Genomic DNA, 15,620 nt, shown 5'->3' on the forward strand with positions numbered 1-15,620 from the left:
CCCACGGCCCCCAGCCGGGCCCCGACGCGTACAAGTTCCTGTTCATGGCCAAGGGCGGTGGCTCGGCCAACAAGTCGTACCTCTACCAGGAGACCAAGGCGCTGCTCAATCCGACGCGGATGATGCAGTTCCTGGAGGAGAAGCTGCGGCTGATCGGCACCGCGGCCTGCCCGCCGTACCACCTGGCCATCGTCATCGGCGGCACCTCCGCCGAGTACGCGCTGAAGACCGCGAAGTACGCCAGCGCCAAGTATCTCGACGCGCTGCCGACCGCCGGCTCGATGAGCGCGCACGGCTTCCGCGACCTGGAGCTGGAGGCGGAGGTGCTGGAGCTGACCCGCAACTTCGGCATCGGCGCGCAGTTCGGTGGGCGGTACTTCTGCCACGACGTACGGGTGGTCCGGTTGCCCCGGCACGGTGCGTCCTGCCCGGTGGCGATCGCCGTCTCCTGCTCGGCAGACCGCCAGGCAGTCGCCAAGATCACCCCGTCGGGTGTCTGGCTGGAGCGGCTCGAAACCGACCCGGCGCGGTTCCTGCCCGACGTGACCGACGATGCGCTCGACGCCGAGCTGGTCGTCCGGGTCGACCTGAACCGGCCGATGGACGAGATCCGCGCGGAGCTGTCGAAGTACCCGGTGAAGACGCGCCTCTCGCTCTCCGGGCCACTCGTGGTCGCCCGGGACATCGCCCACGCCAAGATCGCCGAGCGGTTGGACGCCGGGGAGCCGATGCCGCAGTACCTGCGTGACCACGCGGTCTACTACGCCGGCCCGGCGAAGACCCCCGAGGGGTACGCGTCCGGCTCGTTCGGCCCGACCACCGCCGGCCGGATGGACGCCTACGTGGAGAAGTTCCAAGCCGCCGGCGGCTCCCAGGTGATGCTGGCCAAGGGCAACCGGTCGGGTCAGGTGACCCGCTCCTGCCAGCAGCACGGTGGCTTCTACCTCGGCTCGATCGGCGGCCCCGCAGCCCGCCTCGCCCAGGACTGCATCAAGCACGTCGAGGTCCTCGAATACGCGGAGCTGGGCATGGAAGCGGTCTGGAAGATCGAGGTGGAGGACTTCCCCGCCTTCATCGTGGTCGACGACAAGGGCAACGACTTCTTCGCCGAGGTCACCAAGCCGGTGCTCACCGTCGGCCGCCGCTGACCCGACAGGTACGCGAACGGGCGCCGGGCGAACTCGCCCGGCGCCCGTTCTGTCGTCCGTGCTCTGCCGACATCGGTACGCCCGCCCCCTGGGGGTGGGACGGGCGCACCGCCCCCGTCGGATGCCGTCACCGACAACCCACTGTGAGTGTGCTGAGCACCGCTGTTGATCCGCTATCAGATCGCTATCGCCTGACCGTGGCGAACTGTCACACCCGGACTACGCTGCTGGAAGTTGCACAGTGATGCGGGGGAGTAGATGCGGTTCGGGATCCTGGGGCCCCTGCGGGTGGGCGGTGGCGAGTCCACTGTCACCGCGGGACGCGACCGGATCGTGCTCGCCACACTGCTGTTGCGGGCCGGCCGCCTCGTGCCGGTCGACGAGTTGGTGGACGCCGTGTGGGAGGACAATCCCCCAGCCACCGCCCGGGCCCAGTTGCAGACCTGCGTGTCGCGGTTGCGCCGCCGGTTCACCGAGCTGGGGCTGCCCCCGGAAACCATCATCACCGATCCGGTCGGGTACGGCGTCCGGACCGCCCCGGGTGTCCTGGACGCCGAGGTTTTCGGGCGTACGGTCGAGGCGGCCCGCACCGCCGTCGCGGCCGGCCGGCTGGTCAACGCCCGTGCCGAATTCCGTGCCGCCCTGGCGTTGTGGCGGGGGCCGGCGCTCGGCGGAATCCCGAGCCGGAGCGTCCGCCGTCGTGCGCAGGCACTCGACGAGCAGCGCCTCACCGCGCTGGAGGAGTGCGTCGATGTCGAGCTGCGCCTCGGTCAGGCAGCCGAGCTGATCGAGGAACTGGCGGAGAGCGTCGACAGGCATCCATTGCGGGAGCGCCTGCGCGGTCAACTGATGCTGGCGCTGTCCTCGGTCGGGCGGCAGGCCGACGCGCTCGCGGTCTACCGGGAGGGCCGGCGGTTCTACGCCGACGAGCTGGGCATCGAACCGGGTGCCGGGTTGCAGGAACTGCACCAGCGGGTACTCGCCGGTGACCTGGCCCTGGCCGGTCGGGAAGCGCGACCGGTCGCAGCGGTCCGGTCGCTGCCCCGGGCCATCGGCGACTTCACCGGCCGGCAGCAGACGCTGGCCCGCCTGGCCAAGGAGGTCGAGGCCGGCGCCCGGATCCAGCTCATCGACGGCATGGCGGGCAGCGGCAAGACCACCCTCGCGGTGCATCTGGCCACCGCGCTCGCGGACGAGTACCCGGACGCCCAGCTCTACATAGACCTGCACGGGCACAGCGAGCGCAATCCGTTGACGCCGGCCGCGGCTGTGGCCACGCTGCTGCGGCAACTCGGTGTGCCCGACGAGCGCGTACCGGGGAACCAGGACGACCGGTTGGCGCTCTGGCGCACCGAGCTGGCCGGCCGGCGGGCCCTGCTGGTGTTGGACAACGCGGCAACCGCCGACCAGGTGACACCACTGCTCCCCAACGGCTCGCAGTGCCTGATCCTGATCACCAGCCGTCGCCGGCTGGTCGGGGTGGACGAGGGACGGCCGTCGTCGCTTCCCGTGCTCGACACCGACGAGGGGGTGGAGCTGCTGGGGCGGGTGGTCGGCATGAATCGGGTCGCGGCCGAACCGGACGCCGCCGTCGAGGTGGTCCGCCGTTGTGGTCACCTGCCTCTGGCCATCCGGCTGGCCGGTGCCCGGTTGGCGCACCGGCCCCACTGGAAGATCGCCGATCTGGCCGAGCGGCTGAGCACCCGACCGGATCCGTTGGCCGAGTTCGAGGCGGGTGAACGATCCGTCGGTCGCGCCTTCGCCCTGTCCTACGCCCAGGTGTCGCCGGTGGCGCAGCGCGCGTTCCGGCTGCTGGGTCTGCACCCGGGGGTGCGGTTCGACCACCTGGTCGCCGCCGTACTGGCCGAGCTGCCACTGCCCGAGACCCAGGACCTGCTGGACGAGTTGGTGGACGCGCACCTCCTGGAGGAGACGGAGCCGGGCCGGTACCGGTTGCACGACCTGGTCCGGGAGTACGCGCGGACGCTTGTCGCCGAGCCGGAACGGGCCGGCGAGCGGCGCGCCGCCATCGAGCGTCTGCTCGACCATCACCTGCAGGTCGCTGTGGCGATCGCCCGCAAGAGGGAACTCTCCTCGTCCCACTCGCTGATCATGGTGACGGCGCCGATCCGGGCCGACCTCGGCACGATCGTCGCCGAGCAGAGCCGAGAGTGGCTCGACGAGAACCTCGCCTCGTGGACCGCAGTGGTCCGGTTGGCGGAGACCGAGGGGTTTCTCCGGCACTGCTGGCAACTGGCGAGGGCCTGCTGGCACGCCCAGTTCGAGAGCGGCCGGCTGGACGAGTTGATCGAAACGCACTCGGCGGGGCTGCGCGCCGCCGAGGAGTTGGGCGACGACCGTGCGGTGGCGACCATCCTCAACTATCTCGCCTCGGCCCACTACCGCTTGGGGGACTTCCCCGAGTCGGTTCGGTTGATGGAGAAGTCGCTGGAACTCTTCGGCCGGCTCGGTCTGCGCCTCGAGTACCGCAACAACCTCGGCAACCTGGGCACCTCGTACGCCGCCAACTTTCAGTTCCAACGGGCCCGGGAGTGCTACGACTCCGCCCGGGCACTGGCGACGCGGATGCGCGACATGCCGGGGCTGTCGAACGAACTCAACAACCTGACGATGACCCTGCTGCTCTGGGGGCGGCACGACGAGGCGCTGCGTATTGCCCGACTACACCTGGGAATCGCCCGCGAGGTCGGCGACCTGCGCCGGATCGGCAACGCTCTCGGGCACCTCGGAATGACCCGGCATCGGATGGGTGACGTGGTGCCGGCCGAGCGGTTGCTGCGGGTGGCGCTGCGCGTCAAGCGTGAGGTGGGCGCCCGGTTCGGCGAGGGTGAGGTGTTGAACGAAATCGGGATGATGGAACGGGAGGCTGGCCGACCGGAACGGGCCGCCGACCTGCACCGCTCCGCACTTGTCGCGATGACCGAGGCGGGCGACCGCGTCGCCCAGTGCGCCTCGCGGAACCTGCTGGCCCGAGCCATCCTGGATCAAGGGGACGTGACCAGCGCGCTCGATCTGCATCGTCGGGTGCTCGTCGACGCCACCGGGCTGGGTGCCCGACACGAGCAGGGCCGGGCGTTGGAGGGTATCGCCCGCTGTCTGCTGGCGACCGACCCGACGGTGGCGCGGGCGCACCTGACCCGGGCGCTGGCACTGTTCCGGCAGATCGAGTCGCCGGACCGGCACGAGGTGGAACGGCTGCTGGCCGAATTGGGCTGACGGATCATCTGCGAGTCGGCCACGGGCGCGGCAGGATGGTACGCGTGACGACTCCAGAGGCGACCGGTTACCGCATCGAACGCGACTCGATGGGCGAGGTGGAGGTGCCCGCCGAGGCGCTGTGGCGGGCGCAGACCCAACGTGCGGTGCAGAATTTCCCGATCTCCGGCCGGGGCCTCGAACCGGCCCAGATCAAGGCCCTCGCCCAGATCAAGGGCGCAGCGGCCGAGGTCAACGGTGAGCTGGGCGTGATCGACGCCAACGTGGCCGCCGCGATCGCCGCCGCCGCCGCGCACGTGGCCGACGGTGGTTACGACGACCAGTTCCCGGTGGACGTGTTCCAGACCGGCTCGGGGACCTCGTCGAACATGAACACCAACGAGGTGATCGCGACCCTGGCCACCCGGGAGCTGGGCTCACCGGTGCACCCGAACGACCACGTCAACGCCTCCCAGTCGAGCAACGACGTCTTCCCGTCCTCGATCCACCTGGCGGCCACCCAGTTCATCGTCGAGGATCTGCTGCCGTCGCTGGCCCACCTCGCGTCGGCGTTGGAGGCGAAGGCCGCCGAGTTCGAGACGGTGGTCAAGGCCGGGCGTACCCACCTGATGGACGCCACCCCGGTCACCCTCGGCCAGGAGTTCGGAGGGTACGCCGCCCAGGTCCGCTACGGCATCGAGCGGTTGGAGGGCGCGCTGCCCCGGCTGGCCGAGCTGCCGTTGGGCGGCACCGCCGTCGGAACCGGGATCAACACCCCGCTCGGCTTCGCCGCCGCCGTGATCGACAAGCTGCGCGAGTCGACCGGGTTGCCGCTGAGCGAGGCGCGCAACCACTTCGAGGCGCAGGGCGCGCGAGACGCGCTTGTGGAAACCTCGGGGCAACTGCGGACCGTGGCGATCGGCCTCTACAAGATCGCCAACGACATCCGCTGGATGGGCTCCGGTCCCCGCGCCGGTCTGCGCGAGCTACGCATCCCGGACCTCCAGCCCGGCTCGTCGATCATGCCGGGCAAGGTCAACCCGGTGGTCGCCGAGGCGATGCGGCAGGTCTGCGCCCAGGTCGTCGGCAACGACGCGACGGTCGGCTTCGCTGGCTCACAGGGCGACTTCGAGCTGAACGTGATGCTCCCGGTGATGGGCCGCAACCTGCTGGAGTCGATCCGGCTGCTCTCCGCGGTGAGCCGGCTCTTCGCCGACCGGCTGGTGGTCGGCCTGGTCGCGGACGCCGAGGTCTGCCTGGCGTACGCCGAGGGCTCACCGTCGATCGTCACCCCACTCAACCGCTACCTGGGGTACGACGAGGCCGCGTCGATCGCCAAGGAGGCGTTGGCCAAGCAGGCATCGATCCGCGAGGTGGTCATCTCCCGGGGCCACGTCGACTCCGGCAAGCTCACCGAGACCCAACTGGACGAGACGTTGGACCTGCTCCGGATGACCCACCCCTGACCCGTCCTGGCCCGCTCAGTACAGGTGTCGCGGTCTTGCCCAGCCGAGGAAGCGGGTGAAGAGCGCCGCAGGGTCGGGGCCGTCGTGCGGGTTGAGTAGGTACAGGTCGTGAGCCGCCTCGTGCAGCACTGTGCACAGGTAGATGCTCAGCCCGATCCGGTCTTGCGCGTACTCCTGCCGCAGAGCAAGTCGAGCGACGGGGCACGGCCAGGGCGCGGCGCAGACCCGGCAGAGCCAGAGTGGGCGCAGCGGCAGGTGCGGCCGGCAGGAGCGTGTGGTGAGCCCGCCCAGGGCGCTCCGGGGCATGGTGGGGTCCTCCTTTGGAGCTGAATCGTTCGTGGCATCACCCCCCGCTCGCGCTGACCGCGTCGCGCTGACCGCGTCGCGCTGACCGTGTCGCGCTGACCGTGTCGCGCCGGCCGTGTCGCGCTGACCGCGCCGACGGTGCCGCGCTGCGCCGACTGCGCCGGCGGTGCCGCGCTGCGCCGACTGCGCTGACGCTCTGCGCCGACTGCGCTGACGCTCTGCGCTGCGTTGCTCGTGTCAAGATCGCGCTCGATCCTGGATGTAGTGGCCTTCGCGCGCCAGGAGACCACTGTTTCCAGGATCGAGCGCGATCTTGGTGGATCGGTCGGCTTCGGTGGGGTCGGGACCGCCCGGCACGGGGGAGCGGGCGGTCCCGCGCGGCGCCGGCAGATCCCGGGGGACGGGGAGCGGTGCCGCACTTCACAGTCTGGTGATCGGGCGACTACGGTCGGAAGGGTTTGGCCGCGTCGTCATAGTCGCCCTGTTCTGGGTGGCACCGCCGCTGGCGGCCGGCTGGAGATGATCGTCGGCGGGGTGGAGGGCGGGCACGGCATGGCCGATGGACAGATGACGGCGGCGGCGTTCCTGATCGCGGAGCTGCGCCGGGCGCGGACTCGGCTCGGCTGGAGTCAGGATGAGCTGGCCAAGGCGGTCAACTACTCGGCGTCGATGGTCAGCGCTGTCGAGCTGGGCCAGCAGGTGCCCACCACCAAGTACCTGGAACTCGTTGACCGGGCCCTCGACACCGGCGGCCTCTTCGGCCGGATGTCCACCGAACTGGTCAGCCTGGACAAGGCTCAGGCCTGGCTGCGCGGTTGGCGTGCGATCCTCGCGGAGGCGCGGGCGCTGCGATGGTTCGACCCGCTGCACGTCCCTGGACTGCTGCAAACCGAAGACTATGCTCGCGCGATCTTCGAATCGGACCGACTGCTCGATGCCGATGAGGTCGAGCGTCGGCTGACGGACCGAATGGACAGCCAGCGGGTCCTCTACGGGGATCGCCCGCCGCATGTGGTCGCGGTGCTTGACGAGTCGGTGCTGAGGCGACGCGTCGGCGGTCGGAAGGTCATGTGCGAGCAGTCTCTGCACCTGGCGCGCTTGGCGACCGAGCATCCGCGGGTTCAGCTCCATGTGGTGCCTCGCTCGGCCGAGGAGTATCCCGGCCTGAACGGGCCATTCATCCTTGCCACCGTGGACGACCATAGCGATCTTGCCTACCTTGGTGGCCAGATCGGCGGCCAGGAACTCGATCGACCTGCGGATCTGTTGCGTCTACAACGGACCTGGGAAGCTACCCTCGGGCAGGCGTTGCCACCGCAGGAGTCGATCGAGTTGCTGAGGGAAGTGGCAGAGTCGTGGAGTTGACCCGAGCCCGGTGGCGTAAGAGCAGCCGGAGTGGTTCCAACGACCAGTGTGTCGAGGTGGCTACGAATCTTGGGGAGGTGGTCGGGGTGCGAGACAGCAAGGACTCGGACGGGCCCGTGCTCGTTGTCGACGCGTACTCCTGGCGGCTCTTCGTGGTCGCGCCCCCGCGCTGACCCGACCGCCTCGCCCGCGACGGCGGTCGGGTTCTCCGCACTACTGGCCCTGGTAAACGGGTCGACGGGGTCGTGAGCGGGACGGATGATCCGGGCCATGGGTGACGATGGCGTGGGTGTGCCGGCGGGGACCGAGCGGCTGCGGTTGCGGCGGCTGACGATTGCCGACGTGGACGTGCTGGTCGAGTTGGACAGCGACCCCGAGGTGATGCGTTTTCTGACCGGCGGCGTCGCGACCCGGCTGGCCACCGTGCGCGACGAGCAGTTGCCGAGGCTGCTGGCCCAGTACGAGAGGTATCCCGGGCTGGGTCGGTGGGCGGCGCATGATCGGCAGTCCGGAGAGTTCCTGGGTTGGTTCGCGTTGGACCCGTCGGCGGACGGCACCGAGGCCGAGTTGGGCTATCGGCTGCGCCGCTCGACGTGGGGGCGGGGGCTGGCCACCGAGGGGTCGCGGGCGCTGGTCCGGTACGCCTTCGACACCGTCGGGGTGCGTCGGGTCTGGGCCGAGACGATGACTGTCAACGAACGCTCCCGGCGGGTGATGGTGAAGGCCGGGTTGCACTACGTGCGGACCTTCCACCTCCAGTGGGATCACCCGATTCCGGGCACCGAGCAGGGCGAGGTGGAGTACGAGGTGCGGGCCGAGGAGTGGGCGACCGTCGGTCAGGAGCGGCCGGCGGCCCGGCGGGCGCGGTAGGCGGTCACTGCGGCGCGGTTGCCGCAGCCGGCCTCGCAGAACCGCCGGGAGCGGTTGCGGGACAGGTCGACGACGACGTTGTCGCAGTCCGGGTATTCGCAGATCCGCAATCGGCTCAGCTCGCCGCTACGGACCAGGTCGGCCATCGCCATGGCGGCCTCGACCGCGATCCGGGTGGCCAGCGGCGCGTCGCGGGGAACGGCGTGCAGGTGGTACGGCTCGTCGTCGTGCTCGATGAGCTGGGGCAGCGCCTTGTGTTCCAGCAGCAGGCCGTTGACCACAGCGACGATCTCGGGTGGTTCGGCGTGCCAGATGCGGCGCAGTTGGGGCCGCAGTTCCCGTACGGCGCGCAGCTCGGCCTCGGTGTGCTCGTGCCGGCCACTGTAGGAGTGGCGGACGAAGAACGCGTCCAGCGCCGCGATGTCGGGCAGCAACTCACCGTCCCGACCTGCGGTGTTGACCAGCGCCGCGGCGGCGATCAGCGAACATTCGGTGTCATGAGCGAATAGCAACTTGACTCCTGTCACGGCTCCCGCCTAGCGTCATCAGCACAAGGATAGTTTGCTCATGACACGGTGCCCATTGCGAGGAGCGCGACATGCACTCTCGACCTGCTGCCGGCGTCGGACTGGCGCTGCTCGCCGCAGTCACCTTCGCCACCTCCGGAACCTTCGCCCGTTCGCTCATCGAGGCCGGCTGGTCAGCCGAGTCCGCGGTGATCGCCCGCGTCGGCGTGGCCGCCCTGGTGCTGGCGATCCCCGCCCTGCTGTCGCTGCGGGGCAAATGGGACGCGCTGCGGAGCAACGCCACCGCCATCGGGCTGTTCGGGCTCCTCGGTGTGGGCCTGGCCCAGGTGTGCTTCTTCAACGCCGTGCGCTACCTGCCGGTCGGTGTCGCGCTGCTGCTGGAATACCTGGGCATCATCCTCGTCGTGGCCTGGATGTGGCTGCGGCACGGGCAGCCGCCACGCCGACTCACCATCGCCGGGTCGGTGGCCGCGCTGGCCGGGCTGGCGTTCGTGCTCGACCTCGCCGGCACCGCCGACTTCCACCCGGTGGGCGTGCTCTGGGGGCTGGGCGCGGCGTTCGGCCTGGCCGGATACTTCGTGCTCGCCGGCAGGGTCGACCCCCGGCTGCCCTCGGTCGCCATGGCCAGCGGCGGAATGGCCGTCGGCGCCGCCATGCTGCTCCTCATCGGGCTGACCGGCCTGCTGCCGCTGCACGCCACCTTCGGCGAGGTCACCTTCGCCGGGCAGCCCACCAGCTGGTTGGTGCCCATCGCCGGGCTGTCGCTGGTTGCCGCCGTCATCGCGTACCTCGCCGGCATCGCCGGCACCCGGATCCTCGGGCCCCGCCTGTCGTCGTTCCTCGGGCTGACCGAGGTGCTCTTCGCGGTGCTGATCGCCTGGCTGTTCCTGAACGAGCTGCCCACCGGCTGGCAGTTGTTCGGCGGTGCGCTGATCGTCGCCGGCGTCGCCCTGGTACGCCTCGACGAACTGCGGGAGTCGCCCTCGACGCCCGCCCCGGTCACGCCCGAGCCCGAGCTGGCGCTTGACGGTCGGTGACCTCGGCGGGCCGCTGGCTGCCGCTGCCGCTGGCTTGCGCTGCCGCTGGCTTGCGCTGACGGTGAGAGGGTGGGTGTCGTGCTGACCACTGTGGTGTTCGACGCTGACGAAACGCTTCTGGACCTGCGTCCGGCGGTCACGGGCGGGCTGGTGGCGGTCCTCGACGAGATGAGACGACGGACATCGGCGGCGGCCGGGGTGACGCTTGCCGAACTGGAGTCGGACTGGGGCGCGGTCTTCGGCGAGCTGAAGGCCGCCCCGGTGGCGGAGATCCGGCGCGCCGCACTGGCCCGGTCGCTGGCCCGCGCCGCGCTCGTCCACCACCTGGACGAGATAACAGACCTCTTCTTCGCCCAGCGCTTCGCCCTCACCCGCCCGTTTCCGGACGTACCACCGGCGCTGGCCACGCTGCGGGGCCGGTACACGCTGGGCTTCGCCACCAACGGCAACAGCCGAGCCGAACGGTGCGGACTCAGCGGCGAGTTCGCCTTCGAGCTGTACGCGCACGAGAACGGCCTGCCCAAGAAGCCGGCCCCGGAGTTCTACGCCGCGGTGGTCGCGGCGGCCGGGGTGCCAGCCGGACAGATCGTGTACGTCGGCGACTCATGGGAGCACGACGTGGTGGCGCCTCGCCGGGCCGGCCTGCGGTCGGTGTGGCTGAACCGACTCGGCCTGCCTCGCCCGCCCGGCTGCCCACCCGACGCCGAAGTATCCGGCATGGCCGAGCTGCCGGCCGCGCTCGCGAACCTGGGTGTCGACGCGGTAGGCGTGTAGGTCGAGCCGGCGGGCGCAAGTGTCTGTGCGGCCTGTGTCTGTGCGGCCTGCGTCTGTACGGCCTGCTGTGTGGCCGGGGTGCGGCCCGAACTGGCGTGATTCACGGCCATAACGGGCGTTCATCTGGCGCGATGCGGATCGGTGTTGTGTGATGGCTGGCACGTCCCTCAACGAGAGGATCCGATGTGGTGAGCAAGCGCTTCACCGCCCGTACGGTCGCGACCGCGGCTGTGCTGGCACTTACGGCTACGGGGTTGGGTGTGCCGGCCAACGCCGCGCCGAGCGATTCCCGGACCTTCACCGTCGTCGCCGAGGATGGTGTCGCCACCGACACCGCCGTCGCCGCGATCCGGGCGGCTGGCGGCACTGTGGTGTCCCGGTCCGATGAGGTCGGCATGTTCCAGGTCAGCAGCGACCGGGCCGACTTCGCGGCCAGGGCGACCGCCGCGCCGACGTTGATCGGTGCCGCCGAGCAGAAGGCCATCGGCCGCAAGCCGAAGCTGGACCGGGTCGAGCAGGAGCACCTGCTGGCCGCTGCCGGTGCTCGTGCCGGTGCTGCCGGTGCTGCCAAGAAGGGCGCCAAGCTCGATCCGCTCGACGACAAGCTCTGGGGCCTGGAGATGATCCGGGCCGACAAGGCCCGCAAGATCGAGCCGGGCGACCGTCGGGTGACCGTCGGCGTACTGGACACCGGCGTCGACGCCAGCAACCCGGACATCGCGCCGAACTTCAACTGGTCGCTGTCGCGCAACTTCGCGCCTGACCTGACCGACGTGGACGGCCCCTGCGAGGTGCCGAGCTGCCTCGACCCGGTCGGCACCGACGACGGCGGGCACGGCACCCACGTGGCCGGCACCATCGGCGCCGCGGCCAATGGCTTCGGACTCTCCGGCGTCGCCCCGAACGTCTCGCTGGTCGAGCTCAAGGGGGGCCAGGACTCCGGCTACTTCTTCCTCGACCCGGTCGTCAACGCTCTGGTCTACGCCGGCCGCTCCGGGATCGACGTGGTCAACATGTCGTTCTATGTCGACCCGTGGCTCTACAACTGCACCGCCAACCCGGCCGACTCCCCCGAGGACCAGGCCGAGCAGCGGGCCATCATCAAGGCGATGAAGCGGGCGCTGGTCTTCGCGCACAACAAGGGCGTGACCCTCGTCGGTGCGCTCGGCAACAACAACGAGGACCTGGGTGCACCGCGCACCGATGTCTCGAGCCCCGACTACGGCGCCGACCCGTACCCCCGACCGATCGACAACGAGAGCTGCTGGGACCTCCCCACCGAGGGCCCGCACGTGATCGGCGTGTCGTCGGTCGGCCCGTCCGGCAAGAAGTCGGACTTCTCCAACTACGGCACCGAGCAGATCTCGGTCGCCGCGCCGGGAGGCTGGTTCCGGGACGGCTTCGGCACCGACACCTTCCGTACCGACGCCAACATGATCCTCTCCTCGTACCCGAAGCACGTGCTTCAGGAGGAAGGATCGGTCGACGCCGACGGCAACATCGTCCCCGGCTTCGAGAATTCGGTCTTCAAGCAGTGCAAGGCCAACGGTGAGTGCGGCTATTACACGTACCTCCAGGGCACTTCGATGGCGTCCCCGCACGCTGCCGGTGTCGCCGCGCTGATCGTCAGCCGGTACGGCAAGGCGCAGGGTCGGAATGGCTTCGGGATGTCGCCGGACCAGGTCGAGCAGCACCTCTACCGCACGGCCTCCGAGCACGCGTGCCCGGAGCCGCGCCTCCAGCAGTACCGCAACGAGGGCCGGGACGAGACCTACGACGCGTACTGCGCCGGTGGGGTCAACTTCAACGGCTTCTACGGCTACGGGATCGTCGACGCCTACGCGGCGGTGAAGACCCCGTTCAAGCCGAACGCCCGCCCGTAGCGCACATCGCACTGCGGTGGGCCAACCGCCACCGTGCCCCGGGGCCCGGTCGACACGTCGTCGACCGGGCCTCGGGTCGTCCATGCCTGCGATCACGGGCCGTCGCCCGACGAGCGGCGATGATCGACTCGGTTTCCTGGAAGGTGCGGTGTTGGTGCCTGAAGGATGGCGCGGTTTCCAGGAACCCGAGTTGATCCTGGTCATTTGGACGATCCCTGTCGCCAGCCGCGGCTGACCAGCGCGTCGCGTACCTCTCGAAGCACCGCTGGGAACTCACCGTGCAGCCGCCGACTGGTCACGTGCAGAACCAGCCAACCCGCGGTGACAAGCTGATTGAGCCGACGGCGATCGCGGTGCAGTTGCTCCACGCCGGAGTGCCACTTTCCGTCGTACTCCACCGCCACCCGATATTGCGGCCAGGCCAGATCGGGATGCAGAACAAGTCCGGTGGGCAGGCGCACCGGATGTTGAACCGCCGGGCGCGGCAGCCCACCCAACACCAACCTGACGCGCAGCTGGGATTCCGGCGGAGACTCGGCTCCACCGTCGGCCAGGTCAAACACCCAGCGCGCTCGTCGGCCCCCGGGGCGGTCAGCGTTGCGGGCAGCCATGGTGTTGAGCGTGTCGCGGTCGGCAAGCCCCTGACCGAGCAGCGAGTCGACGATGGCGACCGCCCGGATCGGGTCGAGCCAGACAGCCGTCTCCCAGGCGGCCCGCCCGGGATCGGACCGGGGGATCGGGAGGTCCCGCTCCCTGGTCATGGGCGGACTGGCCGCCGCCCAGTCATTGCCCGGGCCGGCCACGACCAAGCCCCCTGCTCCGACGGACACGGCGGCCGGGCGGGACAGCTGCCGTGCTGGGCGTGGTGACCTTCCGCCGGCAGGCGAGCGGCCCACTCCCGTAGGTCGCGCTGCATCACGTGGACTTCCCGCGCTCGGCGGTCGTCCTGCGTCTGGCCGGTTCCCTGGGGTCGACGGACAGCTCGCTTCTGGCGGTCGTCCTGCGTCTGGTGGTCGTCTTGTGCCTGCCGGTCGTCGCGTGGTTGACGCCGTCGGCTCAGCGGTCTCGTTCGCCGTCAGTGGAGTGACGGCGTTGACGTGCACGCGGAGGCCGCGCTGTGAGCCGACCCGTAACGATCGGGGTACGAGGACGTGGACGTCGTCGGTGAAGCTCGCGGCGATTTGGACGCCGTGCAGGTAGGCGGCCGACGGACCGCCGACCACCACGCCGGGCGGTAGTCGGAGGAGGGCGGCGCGACACGCGAGGGCGTGGTCCCGATCCAACCGCGCATCGGCGTAGATGTCGTGGCGCAACCGCACCCAGGCAGAGTTGCGCAACTGATGTTCGGTGAGCAGGCCGCCTCGGACAGCGTCGGAGCCGCGGAAGACCTGCCAGGTCAGGGCATCGGGGCGATGCGGACGTGGGGGCATGCCACGCAGCCTGCCGACCACCGACTGGCCACCGAAACCCCTGTGGACAACCGGGCCCGGAGGTGCCGCCGGCCCTGTGGACAACCACGAATCCGCCAGCCAATCGTGCTATGGCTGCGGCCAGTGCGGCCGACCAATCAGGCATTCGAGCCGCCGACGGGCGGTGATCCACTCGCGTTCCTGAAATTCGGGCGGTCGCTGGCTCTGGGACACCGCGACTTCCGTGAACCCGAGTTGATCAAGCCGCGGGGACGGGGCAGGCGGCGGTGCGGCGGGCGCGCCGCGGGGCGGTGAGGGCGCGCGGCGGGGCGGTGAGGGCGCGCGGCGGTGCGGTAAGGGCGCGCGGTGGGGGCGCGCGGCGGTCAGGGGTCAGCTGAGGGCGGTGGCGATCGCGCGGGCGGCGGCCAGCACCTCAGGGCCGATGGAGTCGACGTCCAGCGGGGCGAGCGCGACCACGCCGACGCTGGCCTCCAGGCCGGGTACGCCGAGCACCGGTGCGGCCACCCCGTACGCCCCGGCCTGCAACTCTCCGCTGCTGCTGAGCGGCTCGGCCACGCCGGCGCGACCGGCGAGGATCGCCCGTCCGGCCGCCCCCCGATCCAGTGGGTGTCGTGCCCCGGCCCGGTACGCGACGTGGAACGACGTCCAGCTCGGCTCGACCACGGCCAGGGCGACGCCCTCGCCACCTTCGACGACGGTCAGGTGTGCGGTCGCGCCGGCCTGCTCGGCGAGGCGGCGTAGCGCGGGCAGCGCACCCTCGGCGAGCAGCGGCTGGGCCCGCCGGGCCAGATGCAGCAACCCGGCACCGAGGCGCAGCCGACCGTCTCCGTCGCGACGCAGCATGCCGTGCCCGGTCAGCGCAGTGACCAGTCGGTAGACGGCGGCCCGGCCGATGCCGAGCCGATTCGCTGCCTCGGTGACGGTCAGACCGCCGGAGACCTCGGCGACCAGGTGCAGCAGCCGCAACCCCCGGTCCAGCGTCTGCGACGTCTCCCCGCCCCGCCCCGCAACCACATCGGCCGGCCGCACGCCAGCCTCAGCGCGCCCGTGGGCCGGGTCGGCCGGCCGCACGCCAGCCTCGGGCCGCCCGTGGGCCGCGTCGGGCGAGCCGGAGGCCCGCCCGGGGGCGGCGCCGGACCGCCCTCCACCTGCGCCGGCCGATCCGAAGGTCGCGTCGGTCGGCCCGGAAGCCCGGTGGAGGGCCGGGTCGGCGGGGGTGGTGGGGTTGGCTGGCGGGTCACCGGAGCCGCCGGAGCGTGCGGTCGCATCCACGCCTGGCAGCGTACGACCCGGCACCGGCGGACCCGGACAGGCACGGACAGCTACCCTTGTACGGTGACGCTACGCCTGTATGACACCGCCACCCGATCGGTGCGGGACTTCGTCCCGCGGGAAGCCGGCAAGGTGGGGGTCTACCTGTGTGGTCTCACCCTTCAGGCTCCGCCGCATATCGGTCACCTTCGCTCCGGCGTCAACTATGACGTCCTGCGCCGTTGGCTGTTGGCCGCCGGCTACGAGGTCACCTTCATTCGCAACCTGACCGACATCGACGACAAGATCCTGGTCAAGGCCGGCGAGCAGGGTCGTCCGTTCTGGTC

The 15,620-nt window shown here is 70.6% G+C and carries 14 protein-coding genes; 10 read left to right on the plus strand and 4 right to left on the minus strand.

Features of this window, described 5'->3' with window-relative positions; translation table 11 throughout:
• From ABZ749_RS11940 to ABZ749_RS11950, 3 genes are all read left to right on the plus strand, one after another.
• On the plus strand, positions 1-1,148 hold a 1,148-nt coding region (locus ABZ749_RS11940), incomplete at its 5' end, for a FumA C-terminus/TtdB family hydratase beta subunit (protein ID WP_357226458.1).
• Between the two features lie 258 nt (positions 1,149-1,406).
• A complete protein-coding gene (locus ABZ749_RS11945) occupies positions 1,407-4,385 on the plus strand; it encodes a BTAD domain-containing putative transcriptional regulator (RefSeq protein ID WP_357226462.1) in 2,979 nt (992 codons plus the stop codon).
• Positions 4,386-4,420: 35 nt separating this feature from the next.
• Positions 4,421-5,830, plus strand: coding sequence for a class II fumarate hydratase (locus ABZ749_RS11950; protein WP_357226466.1), 1,410 nt, complete (start codon positions 4,421-4,423; stop codon positions 5,828-5,830).
• A 15-nt stretch (positions 5,831-5,845) separates the two neighbouring features.
• Here ABZ749_RS11950 and ABZ749_RS11955 read toward each other — a convergent pair whose 3' ends face one another.
• Positions 5,846-6,136 carry a hypothetical protein gene (locus ABZ749_RS11955; protein WP_357226469.1) on the minus strand — a complete coding sequence of 97 codons (291 nt, stop codon included), beginning with the start codon at positions 6,134-6,136 and terminating at the stop codon, positions 5,846-5,848.
• Positions 6,137-6,688: 552 nt separating this feature from the next.
• Here ABZ749_RS11955 and ABZ749_RS11960 point away from each other — a divergent pair.
• The 3 genes from ABZ749_RS11960 (at position 6,689) to ABZ749_RS11970 (ending at position 8,371) form a co-directional block, all read left to right on the plus strand.
• Positions 6,689-7,501: a helix-turn-helix transcriptional regulator gene (locus tag ABZ749_RS11960; RefSeq protein ID WP_357226493.1), complete on the plus strand. Its 813-nt coding sequence runs from the start codon at positions 6,689-6,691 to the stop codon at positions 7,499-7,501.
• Positions 7,492-7,674 carry a DUF397 domain-containing protein gene (locus ABZ749_RS11965; RefSeq protein ID WP_354940258.1) on the plus strand — a complete coding sequence of 61 codons (183 nt, stop codon included), beginning with the start codon at positions 7,492-7,494 and terminating at the stop codon, positions 7,672-7,674. Before ABZ749_RS11960 ends, ABZ749_RS11965 begins: the two co-directional genes overlap by 10 nt.
• Before the next feature lie 97 nt (positions 7,675-7,771).
• Entirely contained in the window at positions 7,772-8,371 is a 600-nt protein-coding gene (locus ABZ749_RS11970; RefSeq protein ID WP_357226473.1) for a GNAT family N-acetyltransferase, read from the plus strand.
• Here the strand turns inward: ABZ749_RS11970 and ABZ749_RS11975 are convergent.
• Positions 8,338-8,883, minus strand: coding sequence for a CGNR zinc finger domain-containing protein (locus ABZ749_RS11975; protein ID WP_355005906.1), 546 nt, complete (start codon positions 8,881-8,883; stop codon positions 8,338-8,340). The two genes, ABZ749_RS11970 and ABZ749_RS11975, sit on opposite strands and share 34 nt — an antisense overlap.
• An 86-nt stretch (positions 8,884-8,969) precedes the next feature.
• Between ABZ749_RS11975 and ABZ749_RS11980 the strand changes: the two genes are divergently transcribed.
• The 3 genes from ABZ749_RS11980 to ABZ749_RS11990 all read left to right on the plus strand — a co-directional run bounded on the left by ABZ749_RS11980 (position 8,970) and on the right by ABZ749_RS11990 (position 12,592).
• Positions 8,970-9,935 carry a DMT family transporter gene (locus tag ABZ749_RS11980; protein WP_357226478.1) on the plus strand — a complete coding sequence of 322 codons (966 nt, stop codon included), beginning with the start codon at positions 8,970-8,972 and terminating at the stop codon, positions 9,933-9,935.
• A gap of 78 nt (positions 9,936-10,013) precedes the next feature.
• On the plus strand, positions 10,014-10,709 hold the full coding sequence (locus ABZ749_RS11985; protein ID WP_357226496.1) for an HAD family hydrolase: 696 nt from the start codon (positions 10,014-10,016) through the stop codon (positions 10,707-10,709).
• Between the two features lie 188 nt (positions 10,710-10,897).
• Entirely contained in the window at positions 10,898-12,592 is a 1,695-nt protein-coding gene (locus ABZ749_RS11990) for a S8 family serine peptidase (RefSeq protein ID WP_357226483.1), read from the plus strand.
• A gap of 200 nt (positions 12,593-12,792) precedes the next feature.
• Here the strand turns inward: ABZ749_RS11990 and ABZ749_RS11995 are convergent, their stop codons facing one another.
• Positions 12,793-13,353 carry a hypothetical protein gene (locus ABZ749_RS11995; protein WP_357226486.1) on the minus strand — a complete coding sequence of 187 codons (561 nt, stop codon included), beginning with the start codon at positions 13,351-13,353 and terminating at the stop codon, positions 12,793-12,795.
• 1,038 nt (positions 13,354-14,391) lie between these two features.
• Entirely contained in the window at positions 14,392-15,051 is a 660-nt protein-coding gene (locus ABZ749_RS12000; protein ID WP_357226499.1) for a helix-turn-helix domain-containing protein, read from the minus strand.
• Positions 15,052-15,357: 306 nt separating this feature from the next.
• On the opposite strand from ABZ749_RS12000, the gene ABZ749_RS12005 reads away from it, so the two are divergent.
• Positions 15,358-15,620, plus strand: a 263-nt coding sequence (locus tag ABZ749_RS12005; protein WP_357226488.1) for a class I tRNA ligase family protein, incomplete at its 3' end; no start/stop codon positions are given.

Source organism: Micromonospora sp. NPDC047753, assembly GCF_040642735.1.
Classification (GTDB): Bacteria; Actinomycetota; Actinomycetes; order Mycobacteriales; family Micromonosporaceae; genus Micromonospora.

What these genes read in the sequence shown, in the direction of transcription:
- ABZ749_RS11945 (WP_357226462.1), top strand. Translation starts at nt 1,407, where the DNA reads ATGCGGTTCGGGATCCTGGGGCCCCTGCGGGTGGGCGGTGGCGAGTCC.
- ABZ749_RS11950 (WP_357226466.1), top strand. Translation starts at nt 4,421, where the DNA reads ATGGTACGCGTGACGACTCCAGAGGCGACCGGTTACCGCATCGAACGC.
- ABZ749_RS11955 (WP_357226469.1), bottom strand. Translation starts at nt 6,136, where the DNA reads ATGCCCCGGAGCGCCCTGGGCGGGCTCACCACACGCTCCTGCCGGCCG.
- ABZ749_RS11960 (WP_357226493.1), top strand. Translation starts at nt 6,689, where the DNA reads ATGGCCGATGGACAGATGACGGCGGCGGCGTTCCTGATCGCGGAGCTG.
- ABZ749_RS11970 (WP_357226473.1), top strand. Translation starts at nt 7,772, where the DNA reads ATGGGTGACGATGGCGTGGGTGTGCCGGCGGGGACCGAGCGGCTGCGG.
- ABZ749_RS11980 (WP_357226478.1), top strand. Translation starts at nt 8,970, where the DNA reads ATGCACTCTCGACCTGCTGCCGGCGTCGGACTGGCGCTGCTCGCCGCA.
- ABZ749_RS11995 (WP_357226486.1), bottom strand. Translation starts at nt 13,353, where the DNA reads ATGACCAGGGAGCGGGACCTCCCGATCCCCCGGTCCGATCCCGGGCGG.